This is a genomic window from Terrabacter aeriphilus (genome assembly GCF_039542985.1).
Taxonomy (GTDB): domain Bacteria; phylum Actinomycetota; class Actinomycetes; order Actinomycetales; family Dermatophilaceae; genus Terrabacter; species Terrabacter aeriphilus.
This window is the reverse complement of sequence record NZ_BAABIW010000009.1, coordinates 91243-103963: the sequence shown is the minus strand read 5'-3', so window position 1 is coordinate 103963 and position 12721 is coordinate 91243. Positions and strand designations below refer to the sequence as shown.

Genomic DNA, 12721 nt, shown 5'->3' with positions numbered 1-12721 from the left:
TACGATGGCTGGCATGTGCGTCAGCCCCGAGCGTGCAATCCCGAGACCGTGAGCGACGCGACCAAGCGTGACCTGCGTCACGCCGCCCGCGCCCGCCGCCTCGCGCTCACGGCGGGCCTCGACGACGGCGCCCGGGAGGCGGCGGCCGCCGCCCTCGCCGCGGCCGTGCTGCGCTTCGTGCCGGACCCGTCGCGGGTGGCCGTCTACGAGTCCCTGCCCGACGAGCCCCCGACCGGCCGCCTCGTCGAGGCGCTCCTCGCGGCCGGGCACGTGGTCATCGTGCCCGTCACGCTCGACGACTTCAGCCTCGAGTGGAGGTATGCCGTGCCGGGCGCGGTCGGCGACCGCGCCACCGTGACCCGCCGGGGTGGGGCTCCCGCCCCGGCCGAGCGCGCCGGGTGGCTGGGCGTCGACGCCCTCGCCGCCTGCGACCTCGTGGTCACTCCGGGCCTCTCGGTCGACCGCCACGGCACGCGCCTCGGGCAGGGCGGGGGCTGCTACGACCGGGCCCTGCGCCACCGCGACCCGGCCGCGCCGGTCGTGACGCTGCTGCACGAGGGCGAGCAGAGCGAGCTCGACCTACCGAGCGACCCGCACGACGTGTCGGTCGACGGCTACGTGACGACGACCGGCCGGGTCGTGCGGCTGCGCTGAGGAGCCGGCCGGACGGCATACCTGCTCGGGCGGCCCGGCCCCGCGTCAGGACGTGGACGAGCTGGCCGGCGGCACGAGCGTCAGCTCGTCCTCCGTGGCCTCGCCCACCGCGGTCGCCGTGAACGGCCACGGGAAGCTCTCGTTCGCCGCCCACGCGTCGATCTGGTCGGAGTAGTGGTCGTCGTAGGCGTGCCCCGACTGACCCGTCGCGTTGACCCAGCGGGAGGCGTCGAGGTTGCCGAGGTCGACGACCATCCGCATCGACGGGCCCGTCGTCACGCCGTAGCCGGGCTGCGAGGCGTTCCAGCCGTTGGCGTTGACGATGGAGCTGCCGCCGCCGAGCTCGATGCCGCCGCGGTTGAAGAGGTCCTGAACGGCGCCGGGCACGCCGTCACCGCCCATCACCTGGTGCTTGAGGTCGAGCTGGTGCAGCCGGCCCCAGCGCCAGGTCGCGGGCACCTTGCCGAGCTCGCGGGCGAGGTCGAGACGCGCCTCGACGAGGGCCCGCTTGACGATCTCGCCGGAGCCCTCGGTGAGGCCGGGCGTCGTCTTGTCGTCCCACCAGTCGTTCTTCGGGTCCTTGAGCAGCTGCTCCATCACGACCATCCAGCGGCTGCCGCCGTCGGGGGCGATGTCCGGCGGCAGCTCGTCGAAGGTGAACTCGAGCAGGTGCTTCCAGACCGCGTTGTAGTACGCCGCCGCCGCCGAGTCGCGCGACTTGTCGTTCGGCTGGTCACCGGTCCACCCCTTGAGGAGGCGCTGCGCCTGGGCCGTGAAGTCGTCGACCTGCACGGCGAGCAGGCGCTTGACGAGGCCCGGCGCGTAGGTGTTCGTCGTGTCGCCCTGGATCCGCGACATCGTCTCCGGCGAGACCTTCGGGGTCGCGGCGAGCAGGTTGCGGATGCGCTGGGCGCGGAAGCCGTAGTCCCACTCGGACGTGAGGAACGGCGTCGAGCTCGACGTGACCGCCTGGTTCGCCGTGACGATGAAGCCCTCGGCGGGGTCGAAGCTGTGCGGCAGGTCCTCGAAGGGCACGAAGCCCTTCCAGTCCCACTGCGAGTCCCACCCGGGCGACGGCCAGAAGCCGGGGGGCGCCGCGGGGGTCGCCGACCGGCGGACCGGGATCTGCCCCGGGGCCTGGTAGCCGATGTGGCCGGCCGTGTCGGCGTAGACGAGGTTCTGGGCCGGCACGGTGAAGAGCGCGGCCGCCTTGCGGAACTCGGTCCAGTCACGGGCCTTGTCGAGGGCGAAGATCGCGTCGGCGGTCGTGCCCGGTGTCAGCGCCGTCCAGGCCAGCGACACGGCATACCGGTTGGTCTGCGGGGCCCCGCGCACGACGGTGCGGTCACCCGCCTCCTCGATGCCGCGCACGACGTCGGAGAGGATCGGCCCGTGCACGGTCGACCGGACGGTCAGCCGCACGTCGGGGCCGCCCGCGACCTTGATGACCTCCTCGCGCGAGGTGAGCGGCACGCTCTCGCCGTCGCGGAGGTAGGTCTCACCGGTGACCTGCTCGAGGTAGAAGTCGGTGACGTCGGGGCCGAGGTTCGTCATGCCCCACGCGATGCGGTCGTTGTGGCCGATGACGACCCCGGGCAGGCCGGAGAAGGTGTAGCCCGACACCCGGAAGGGGCAGGCCGCGCTCACCTGGCGGCACTGGAGGTTCACCTGCGTCCAGATGCCGGGGATGGTCAGCCCGAGGTGGGGGTCGTTGGCGAGCAACGGCTTGCCCGTCGTCGTGCGTGAGCCGGAGACGACCCACGAGTTCGAGCCGATGTCGTCGCCGCGGCCCAGCGTCACGGGCACGGCGGCGAGCGCCGCGAGCGTGGAGTCGACGGCGTCGCGGCCGCCGCCGGAGCGCACCGCCGTGGCCGCCGTCAGCGCGCTCGGCGCAGGGCCGGCCGCCTGGTCGCGCGGGCCGCTGTCGGAGGCGGGCTGCCAGTCCCGGTCGGAGAGGATCGGCGCGTTCCGGTCGGCGGGGTACTGCGGGTAGAGCAGGCCGATCTGCTTGACCGAGCGGTTGCTCCGCGAGAGCCGGGCCCGGGCGAGCTCGTCGTTGTAGTCGCCGCGCAGGTCCCACGCCATGGCCTTGAGCCACGCGAGCGAGTCGACCGGCGACCACGGCTCGACGCGGTAGTTGGGGTTGCGGCGGGCGAGCACGGTGTACTCGAGCGACATCTTCTCCGGCGACTCCACCGTCTTGATGTAGGCGTTGACGCCGTCGGCGTAGGCCTGCAGGTACTGCCGCGTCTCCGGGGCGAGCTTGGGCAGCTCGGCCTCGGCGACCCGGCGCCAGCCCATGGCCCGGATCACCTTGTCCTTCTCGATGCCGGCGTCGCCGACGAGCTCCGACAGGCGCCCGGCCGTGATGTGCCGGCGCAGGTCCATCTCGAAGAACCGGTCCTGCGCGCTGACGAAGCCCTGCGCCCGGAAGAGGTCCTTGGCGTTGTCGGCCGTGATCGTCGGCACGCCGCGCGCGTCGCGCTGCACCGAGACCGAGCTCGTGAGGCCCTCGATCTCCAGCTGGCCCGCGGTCTGCGGGAACGACTGGCGCACCACGCCGATCGCGAGGATCCCCACCCCGACCACCGCCATGACGACGAGGACGGCGAGGAGCAGGAGGATCCGACGGGCGCGCTTCAACCGTGACACGCCCTGAGCCTAGGCCACGAGGTCGGGCATCCCGGGCAGCCTCGGCCGGTGTCCACCGCGCCGCCGAGCCGGTGCGACCGCGCCGCGGACCGGTCGTCGGCGCGATCGGGCGGGATGGTTGGATTGGCCGAGACCGGAGGAGCCGCCCGTGACCGCACTCGCGTCCATCACGTCGACGAGCATGACTCTCGACGACCTGACGCGCGTGCTCCTCATCGGCTCGCTGGTGCTCCTCGTCGCGGTCGCCGCCGTGCGGCTCTCGGTCCGCTCGGGCCTGCCGTCGCTGCTCATCTACCTCGGCATCGGCCTCGCGCTCGGCAACGCCGGCGCGGGCATCCAGTTCGACGACGCCTCGACGACGCGGGTGCTCGGCTACGCCGCCCTCGTGCTCATCCTCGCCGAGGGTGGCCTCACGACCTCGTGGGGCAACATCAAGCGGTCGGTCGCGCCGGCCGCACTGCTCTCGACGCTCGGGGTCGTCGTGTCGGTGCTCGTCGTCGCCGTCGCCGCGCACGCGTTCCTGCCGCTGTCGTGGACCATCTCGCTCCTCATCGGCGCCATCGTCTCCTCGACCGACGCCGCGGCCGTCTTCGCGGTGCTGCGCAACGTCGCGCTCCCCCGCCGCATCTCCGGCATGCTCGAGGCGGAGTCCGGCTTCAACGACGCGCCCGTCGTCATCCTCGTCGTCGCGTTCGCCGCGCAGGGCCTGCCGGGCGGCGAGGCCCACCCGTGGTGGGTGCTCCTCTTCGAGACCGGGGTCGAGCTCGCGGGCGGCGCGCTCGTCGGCGTCTCCGTCGGCTGGCTCGGCGGCCAGCTGCTCAAGCGCGTCGCGGGCGCGTCCTCCGCCCTCTTCTCCATCGGGGTCGTCGCGCTGACGGTGCTGGCGTATGCCGTCGGCGCGGCCGTCCACGTCTCGGGCTTCCTCGCGACCTACCTCTCCGCCCTCGTGCTCGGCAACATGGGACTGCCCAACCGCGCCGCCTTCCAGAGCTTCGGCAACGCCCTGGGGTGGATCGCCCAGATCGGGCTCTTCGTGCTGCTCGGCCTGCTCGCCGACCCGACCCGGCTCGGCGAGATGTTCGTCAAGGCGGTCGTCATCGGGCTCGTCCTGCTGCTCGTCGCCCGCCCGCTCTCGGTGGTCGCGTCGGTGTCGTGGTTCCGCATCCCCTGGCGCGAACAGGTCTTCCTGTCGTGGGCCGGCCTCCGCGGCGCGGTCCCCGTCGTGCTCGCCACCGTGCCCCTCGTCACGGGCACGCCCGACACCGAGTGGATCTTCGACCTCGTCTTCGTCCTCGTCGTCGTCTTCACGATCATCCAGGGCCCGACCCTGCCGTGGGTCGCGAAGCGCCTCGGGCTCACCGAGCAGGTGCACTCCGTCGACGTCGACCTCGAGTCGACCTCGCTCATGGCGATCAGCGCCGACGTCATCCAGGTGACGGTGGGGGCGGAGTCGCGCCTCCACGGCGTCGCCGTCTTCGAGCTGCGCCTGCCCAAGGGCGCCAACGTCACCCTCGTCGTGCGGGGCGGCGAGGGCTTCGTGCCCGAGCCCCACACGACGATCCGCCACGGCGACCAGCTGCTCGTCGTGACGACCTCGAAGGTCAAGGCCCGCACCGAGCGCCGGATCCGCGAGATCAGCCAGGGTGGGCGTCTCGCCGGCTGGCCGTAGACTGGCGGACGGCCCGTTTCGCGGGCCCCTCTGCCACGCCCCACCCGTCCGCTCCGAACGCCCGAGGTTCACCAGTGCCGACCTACTCCTACGCGTGCCCCGAGTGCGGTCACGCCTTCGACATCCGCCAGTCGTTCACCGACGACGCCCTGACGGTGTGCCCGGAGTGCGGGACCCCGCGGCTGCGCAAGGTGATCCACCCGGTCGGCATCGCCTTCAAGGGCTCCGGTTTCTACAAGACCGACTCGCGCGCGTCGACGAAGGGGGCGGGCAGCACGACGCCGTCCGAGAAGTCGTCCGGCAGCGACGCGGGCGCCGCCAAGGAGTCGACCAAGGAGTCGGCGAAGGGCTCGACGTCCGGCACGTCGACGTCCTCGGGCACGTCGGGCTCCTCGACGTCGTCGTCGGGCTCGTCGGGCAGCACGTCGTCCACAGCCCCCTGAGGCTCCGCGAGGTTGTCCCCAGCCGCGGCCGTATGCCGTCCGGCGGGGAGGGCGACCGCCCTAGGCTCGGGGCATGACGACTTCCCCGACGCCGCCCACCGCGACCCCGCCATCTCCCGTCGACGCGGGCGTGGACCCGACCGGATCCACAGCCGGTGCCACGGACGGGCCGCGCGCCGAGATCGGCGTCATCGGCGGCTCGGGCCTCTACGAGTTCCTCGACGACTACGAGACGGTCGAGGTCGACACGCCCTTCGGGCGTCCCAGCGACCCGCTCGTCATCGGTGAGGTCGAGGGGCGCTCGGTCGCGTTCGTCGCCCGGCACGGCAAGGGCCACCGCTTCGCGCCGCACCGCGTCAACTACCGCGCCAACCTCTGGGCCCTGCGCGCCGTGGGCGTCCGGCAGGTGCTCTCGCCGTGCGCCGTCGGCTCGCTCCGCCCCGAGCACGGTCCCGGCACCGTCGTCGTGCCCGACCAGGTCGTCGACCGCACGTGGGGACGGGCGCACACGTTCTACGAGCAGGAGGGGCCGGTCGTGCACGTCGGCTTCGCCGACCCGTACTGCCCCAACGGGCGCCAGGTCGCGGTCGACGCGGGGCGCCTCTCGCCGCTCCCCGTGGTGGCCGACGGAACCCTCGTCGTCGTCAACGGGCCACGGTTCTCCTCGCGCGCCGAGTCCCTCATGCACCAGCAGGCGGGGTTCGGCATCGTCGGCATGACGACGATGCCCGAGGCCGCCCTGGCCCGCGAGCTCGCCCTCTGCTTCACGACGATCGCCGTCGTCACCGACCACGACGCGGGTGTCGAGGGCGGGGACGCCGTGAGCCACGACGAGGTGCTGCGGGTCTTCGCCACGAACGTCGAGCACCTCACCGGCATCCTCCGCGACGCCATCGGCCAGCTGCCGGCCCACGAGCCGGACGAGCTCGCCACCTGCCCGTGCCGCCGCGCGCTCGACGGGCTCGAGCTGCCGCTCACCCTGCCCTGATGCCCGGGGAGCGGCCGCCCGCCCCACGCCCCCCGTCCACGCGGGCGCGCCGGCGTGGGCTCGCCGGAGGAACACGGCGCAGCGGCGCGACGGAGCGGGCCGGGCGAACCGGACGAGCTGGACGGGCTGGACGGGCTGACCGGGCTGACGGGCGTGCCGGACGAGCCGCGCGCGGCTGGCACGGTGGGCGCCGCGCCGGGCGCCGGCCCGACGGGCCGCGCCGGCGGCAGGCGAGGCGAGCCCTCGTGCGCCGGTGGGTCGCCGCCGTCCTCGCCGCCGCCGGAACGCTGGTCGCCGTGGCCAGCCTGCGACCGCCCGCCACAGCCGGCACGGGGGTCGCGACCGTCGTCGTGGCACGAGACGTGGCGGCCGGGGCCGTCATCGGGCGCGACGACGTCGAGCTGGCGCCACGCCCGGTCGGCTCACGACCGGAGACGGCCCTCGACTCGGTCGACGCCGCGGTCGGTCGGGTGGCGGCCGGCCCGCTCGCCACCCACGAGGTCGTCACGGCCTCGCGCCTGCTCGGCCCCGACCTGCTCGCGGGCCAGCCCGCCGACCTCGTCGCCCTCGGCGTGCCCGTGCTCGACACCGCCTCGGTCGGGGTGCGGCCCGGCAGTCGGGTCGACCTCTACGCGACCGGCAGCGGTGACCGGGTGGCGGCCGACGTGGCGGTCCTCACCGTGCAGCAGGGCACCGAGTCCGGCGGCCTCGCGTCCGCCGCGCCACCGCGGATCACCGTCGCCCTCGACCCGGCTCGCGCTGCCGCGGTCGCGCGCAGCCTCAGCGCGCTCGACGCCGGCCAGACCCTCGTCGTCGCGCTCCGGCGCAACGGCTCACCGGGGCAGTAGTCTCGTCCCGTCGGGTCCCGTCCCATGCGGCACACCCGCACCAGGACCATCGGTCCGCGCAGCACACGTCGGCACCCGGGTCGCGGGGGCCCAGGAAGGGGATCTCATGCTCAAGGGTTTCAAGGACTTCCTCATGCGGGGCAACGTCGTCGACCTCGCGGTCGCCGTCGTCATCGGCACCGCGTTCGCCAAGGTCGTCGAGGCCTTCGTCACGGTCATCATGGACCTCATCGGCAAGATCGGCGGCAAGCCGGACTTCTCCTCGTTCAAGCCCGAAGGCGTCAGCGTCGGCCTCTTCCTCACCCAGCTCGTCACGTTCGTCATCGTGGCCGCGGCCGTCTACTTCATCGTCGTCGTGCCGATGAACCGCTTGGCCGCCCTCCGCAAGAAGGGCGTCGAGCCCGAGCCCGAGGCCCCCTCGGAGGAGGTCATCCTGCTCACCGAGATCCGCGACAGCCTGCGGGCCCGCTGACCTGCGCATCGACGACGGGGCGGGGACCGATCGGTCCCCGCCCCGTCGTCGTCGGGCCCGTCACGCTCGATGCCGCCCTGAGCGGGTCGAGGTGATCCGGGGCGCCGGGGCGCGACGGCAGACCTCGACCCACGACGCCGGCGAACGATGGCGGTTCAGCGGTCGCTGACGGGACCGCCGTAGGCCTGGGGACGCTCGTAGTCACCGAGGAGCTCGGCGAGGGCGAGCGGCCGGGCCGCCTCCTCGTGCCGGCCGGCCCGCTGCAGGGTGCGGCCGAGCAGCAGGTGGGCGTAGGCCTCGGTCGGCGACTCCTCGATGATGCGGGTCAGCGTCGCCTCCGCCCGGCCGAACTGGGCCGAGTGGAAGTAGGCGCGCGCGAGGAGCAGCCGCAGGTCGGTCGTGCCGTGGAGCAGGGTCTCGCCCGACTCGGGCGACTCCACCTCGTCGACGAGCTCGGCCAGCGCCGTGGCGGCGGCCAGGTGGTCGCCCCGCTCGAAGAGACCCTGAGCCATCGAGAGGCGCAGCGAGAACGGAGTCGTGGTGTTCATGCGCCCTCCAACGCCGCCGCGGGTCACGGCATTCCGGTGGGCCTCGCCACCCCACCGGTCACTCGTAGTGCGGCGGGCGCTGCTCCTCGAGCCACCGGTCACCGACGCCGGAGCCCGACGGGCGCTCGCCCCAGCCGAGGTCGAGCTCGTCGCTGTTGCGGCGCAGCGCGCCCCCGGGCTCGGCGGCACCGGGCTCCGAGGCGTCCGGCGCCGACGCGGCCTCGCCGGTTCCCTTGCGGAAGACCCTGCGGCGCTTGCGCTTCGGCTTCGGAGCAGCCGCATGAGCCGACGTCGCCGCCGCGCCGGCAGACCGCGATGACGCCTGGTCCGCGCCGGCTGTCGCACCGCCGGCCTTCGTGTGGTGCGCCGTGTCGTCCACCCCGGCGCCCGGCTTGCCGCCGGCCGTGCCGTCCGCGCCGCCGGATGCCGGGGCGTCCTCGGGCTCCGGCGCTGCCGGGGGCGATGCCGTGCGGGCGACCGTGACGAGCCGGGCGATCTCGCGTGCCGGGTCACGGAAGATGTCGGTGCTCCACACCCGCTCGTGCACCCAGCCGAGCCGGGCGAGCTGCTCCGGGCGCAGTCGGTCACGGTCGCGCGTGCTCGGCAGGGCGGCATACCTCACCCCGTCGGTCTCGACGGCGACGAGCGCCCGACCGCGGTGGTAGGGGTCCTCGATGGCGAGGTCGATGCGCTGGTCGGCGGTGCCGTAGTCCTCGTGCACGGTGAGCCCCTCCCGGCGCAGGCGCTCGGCGAGGTCGTGGCGCAGCGGGTCGTGCGACACCGTCGCCGTGGCGAAGAGGGTGCCCTCGTGGCCGCTGTCGCCCCGGCTCTCGGCGTAGGCGAGGAAGTCGCGCAGCATCGTCGCGCCCCGGGCCTTGAGGCGCTCGGGGTCGAGGTCGCTCGCGCGCAGGGCCGAGACGACCGTCATTCGGGCTCGGGCGCGCGTGATGGCCACGTTGAGCCGGCGCTCGCCGCCCTCGATGTTGAGCGGACCGAAGCGGTGGAGCACCCGGCCGTGGGGCGTCTTGCCGTAGCCGATGGACAGGATGATCGCGTCGCGCTCGTCGCCCTGCACGCGCTCGAGGTTCTTGACGAAGAAGCGCTCGTCGCGGGTGTCGTCGAAGAAGGCGGCGACGTCCGGTGCCGTGCGCAGGGCCGCGGTCACGGCGTCGTCGATGCGGTCGGCGTGCTTGATCCCGAGCGTGATGACGCCGAGGGACTCCTCGGGCCTCGTGCGGGCGTGCTCGAGCACGAGCTCGACGACCCGGGCGACCTCGCCGTCGGTCGTCTCGATGGTGTCGACCCCGGGCTGCACGACGGCCTGGCCGTCGACGGGCTCGAAGGTGACCGCCGACTCGATGGAGGTGCCGGGGAACGTCGTGAGGCGACCGTCGTAGACGGCGCGGTTGGCGAACGCGATGAGTCGCTCGTCGCGGCTGCGGTAGTGCCACGTCAGGTCGCGGGTCGGCAGGGCTGCCGCGAGCACGTCGAGCACCGACTCGAAGCCCTCGGTGAGCACCTCGTCGGCCTCGGCCGGCTGCGCACCGTCGTCGTCGGAGACGACGGTGAAGAAGTTGGTCGGCGGCAGCTGCCGCTCGTCACCGGCCACGACGACCTGGCGCCCGCGGGCGATGGCGGCGATGGCCTGGGCCGGCTGCACCTGCGAGGCCTCGTCGAAGATGACGACGTCGAACCAGCGCCCGGGCGGCAGGGCCGAGGCGACGACGAGCGGGCTCATGGCCCAGCAGGGCTTGATCGCCGTGAGCGTGGCCGCGGCCTGGGGCATGAGATCGCGAAGCGGCTTGTGCCGGCGGGCCTTTCCGGCTTCGGAGCGCACGAGCGCCTCGTGGGCGGGGTGGTCGGAGAGCACCTCGCGCACGTTGCGGGCGACCGCGGCGCGCACGCGCTCGACGGTCGCCGCGAGGTGCGCGTGGTCGGCCTCGGCGAACTCGGCGGCGTCGCGGCGCAGCCCGGCTCCGTCGTGCGCGCCGTAGGCGGGGTCGCGCACCGTGATCTCCTGCACGAGCGAGGCCCACCAGACGTGGTCGACCTCGGCCGTCACGTGGTCGGTGGCCACGCCGCGCCGGGCCAGGTCGTCGACGACCCCGCCGAGGCCGGCACTGCGCACGTCGTCGAGCGCGGCCGTCACGTGGGGCAGCACGGCGATCCGCTCGGGTCGGCTCGCAAGGTCGGCCAGGCGCTCGCGCAGCTCGCGCAGGGGCAGGACGACGAGGCGCTCGGAGGCGGGGCCGGTCTGCAGCCGGTCGTCGAGCCACTCGAGGTCTGCCGTCAGGGCGCCGAGGCGCGCGAGGCCCTCGTCGAGCCGGGGCGAGATCTCCGGGCGTCCGCCGCCGCCGACGAGGGCGAACCAGTGGTCGCGCTGCTCGCTCGCCGAGACGAGCTCGCCGTGGAGGTCGGCGGGCGGGCGGCCGGGGCGCAGCAGCCGCTTGGTCTGGCGGCGCACCCGCCACCGGGCGAGCCAGCCCATGTCGATGTCGCGGTTCTGCCGCCAGTCGCGGGTGCCCGTCGCGGCGATGTGCTCCTTGAGCGGGATGTCGAAGACCTCGGGGCGGAACACCTCGAGGGTCTCGCGCACCCGTGACATCGTCTCGAAGGCCGCTTTCCAGTCTTCGAGCGAGTTCGCTTCCGGCACATGCGATTCCGAGAGGATGCGGTTGAGCTCACCAGCAGCCTCGTCGAGGCCGCCCGTGCTGTGGCGGGTCGTGATGTCGAGCGCCTTGGCGGCATCGTCGGGCGTGAGGATCCGCGCGCCGAACCACGGGTCGTCACCGTCGCGGGTCCAGGCCCCGAGGCCGGCGGCGTCGCGCAGCCGGCGACCGAGCTCGACGGCCCGGGCGCGGGTCATGCCCGTCAGGTCGCCGCCGGTCAGGCGCACGGCCGACGTGGGCGCCGGCGTGCGGGTGGCCAGCTCGACGAGCGCCTCCTGCACCTCGTGGGCCGAGACCCCCCAGGGCTGGCGCTGCTCGTGGAGCGCCTTGAGGTGGGCCGTCAGCCGGCCCCGTCGCTCGCGGAGGGTGCCCGTCGTGCGGTCGACGTCGGTGGCGCCGTCCTGCACGGCCGCGTCGAGGCTGCGGGCGAACTGCTGGGCGGTGGCGCGCTTGTTCGTCGTGCCGTCGTAGGCGTCGAGCACGAGGTCACCGAGGCCGAGGCGATCGAGCCGCCCGAGCACGGCGTCGATGGCCGCCCGCTTCTCGGCGACGAAGAGCGTCGACTTGCCCTCCGCGGCGAGCGAGGCGATGAGGTTGACGATCGTCTGCGACTTGCCGGTGCCGGGAGGGCCCTTGATGACGAGGTGGGCACCCGCCCGCACGGCGTCGATGGCGGCGTGCTGCGAGGAGTCGGCGTCGAGCACGAGGTGCTCGTGCTCGGGGTCCGGGTCGGCCTCGGCGTCGGGCAGGCGCATCCGCACGGCCGCGAGGGCCGACTCGTCGCCGGCGAGGGCGGCGACGACGTCGTGGTCGGCGAGGGACGCGCCCTGCAGCGCGAGGTCGGCCACCATCGGCAGCTTGGCGTAGGAGAAGGTGCCGAGCACGAGCCGCGGCGTGATGTCGAACTCCGGCACCCGCGCGCAGGCGGACTCGAGCGCGGCGTAGACGGGGTAGGGGTCGAAGCCGTTCGTCGCCGTCGCGAGGTCGGCGAGCGCCTCGCCGTCGAGCTCGATGCCCTGCTCGGACCGGAGGTACTCGCGCAGCACCGGGTTGAACTCGACCTCGGGGCCGAGGTCGATCTCGAAGTCCTCCTGGGCCGCGCCGGTCGGGCGCAGCACGCACGAGCGGAGCAGCACGGGCGAGGCCGGCGGCCGCGCCGCGCGGGGCACCGACCACGTCGCCATGCCGATCGCCACGAAGCCGGCCGCGATGCCGCGCTCCTCGCGCAGCTCGAGCGCCTTGGAGCGGATCGCCCGCGCCCGGCGCCGGGCCTCCTCGAAGGCGGCCGGCTCGCGGACGAGGTCCGACAGGCGGGTGCGCCGCCCGGCGAGCAGCATCGAGACGCCGCCCGGGTGCGCCGTCGTGAGGTCGAGCGTGCCGGAGGGGAGGTCGCGGTACCAGAGCAGCGTGTTGCGGCCGCCGAGGTCGACGAGGGTGCGCTGCCAGGTCCGCACCGCGGCGGCCACGCGGTCGGCCCGCGGGTCACCCGTGCCCGACTCGGCCTGACGGGCAGGGTCGGTCCTGGGGGCTTCGGTCATTCCTGCAGGCTAACGAACGTTGCTGACCGTGGAGGACACCGACAGCCCCAGCGCACCGGCAAACCGCGCAGCGCTCCCCGCAGGGACCCGCCGACTCTTCGCCGATCGACCCTCGGGTCACGCGGGCACCGGCACCCAGTAGCGCCGCACCGGCCCGTGCTCCTCGTCCCGGACCTGCTCGAGCACGCCGCCCACGAGGCGAGCCCGCGTCGCCGGGCCGACGGGCGCACCCCGTAGCCG

The 12721-nt window shown here is 74.1% G+C and carries 9 protein-coding genes; 6 read left to right on the top strand and 3 right to left on the bottom strand.

Annotated features, from left to right (window positions below; all coding sequences use genetic code 11):
• The first annotated feature begins 48 nt into the window (after positions 1 to 48).
• A complete protein-coding gene (locus ABD979_RS05590) occupies positions 49 to 654 on the top strand; it encodes a 5-formyltetrahydrofolate cyclo-ligase (RefSeq protein WP_345506461.1) in 606 nt (201 codons plus the stop codon).
• 45 nt (positions 655 to 699) lie between these two features.
• Here ABD979_RS05590 and ABD979_RS05585 read toward each other — a convergent pair whose 3' ends face one another.
• The gene (locus tag ABD979_RS05585) at positions 700 to 3306 is read right to left on the bottom strand and encodes a penicillin acylase family protein (protein WP_425583916.1); all 2607 of its coding nucleotides are present in this window, start codon (positions 3304 to 3306) and stop codon (positions 700 to 702) included.
• A gap of 148 nt (positions 3307 to 3454) precedes the next feature.
• Between ABD979_RS05585 and ABD979_RS05580 the strand changes: the two genes are divergently transcribed.
• The 5 genes from ABD979_RS05580 to mscL all read left to right on the top strand — a co-directional run bounded on the left by ABD979_RS05580 (position 3455) and on the right by mscL (position 7726).
• Positions 3455 to 4975, top strand: coding sequence for a potassium/proton antiporter (locus tag ABD979_RS05580; protein WP_345506460.1), 1521 nt, complete (start codon positions 3455 to 3457; stop codon positions 4973 to 4975).
• A 74-nt stretch (positions 4976 to 5049) separates the two neighbouring features.
• The gene (locus ABD979_RS05575) at positions 5050 to 5418 is read left to right on the top strand and encodes an FmdB family zinc ribbon protein (protein WP_345506459.1); all 369 of its coding nucleotides are present in this window, start codon (positions 5050 to 5052) and stop codon (positions 5416 to 5418) included.
• A 73-nt stretch (positions 5419 to 5491) separates the two neighbouring features.
• Entirely contained in the window at positions 5492 to 6406 is a 915-nt protein-coding gene (locus ABD979_RS05570; RefSeq protein WP_345506458.1) for an S-methyl-5'-thioadenosine phosphorylase, read from the top strand.
• Between the two features lie 245 nt (positions 6407 to 6651).
• The gene (locus ABD979_RS05565; RefSeq protein ID WP_345506457.1) at positions 6652 to 7254 is read left to right on the top strand and encodes an SAF domain-containing protein; all 603 of its coding nucleotides are present in this window, start codon (positions 6652 to 6654) and stop codon (positions 7252 to 7254) included.
• Between the two features lie 106 nt (positions 7255 to 7360).
• Complete coding sequence (gene mscL / locus ABD979_RS05560; RefSeq protein WP_345506456.1) at positions 7361 to 7726, top strand: large conductance mechanosensitive channel protein MscL; 366 nt, start codon at positions 7361 to 7363, stop codon at positions 7724 to 7726.
• Between the two features lie 155 nt (positions 7727 to 7881).
• On the opposite strand, the gene ABD979_RS05555 is transcribed toward mscL, so the two are convergent.
• Together ABD979_RS05555 and ABD979_RS05550 are read right to left on the bottom strand one after the other, a co-directional pair.
• The gene (locus ABD979_RS05555; RefSeq protein WP_345506455.1) at positions 7882 to 8274 is read right to left on the bottom strand and encodes a tetratricopeptide repeat protein; all 393 of its coding nucleotides are present in this window, start codon (positions 8272 to 8274) and stop codon (positions 7882 to 7884) included.
• Positions 8275 to 8332: 58 nt separating this feature from the next.
• Positions 8333 to 12481 (bottom strand): AAA domain-containing protein, encoded by a 4149-nt coding sequence (locus ABD979_RS05550; protein WP_345506454.1) that lies wholly within the window; start codon positions 12479 to 12481, stop codon positions 8333 to 8335.
• Positions 12482 to 12721: the final 240 nt, after the last annotated feature.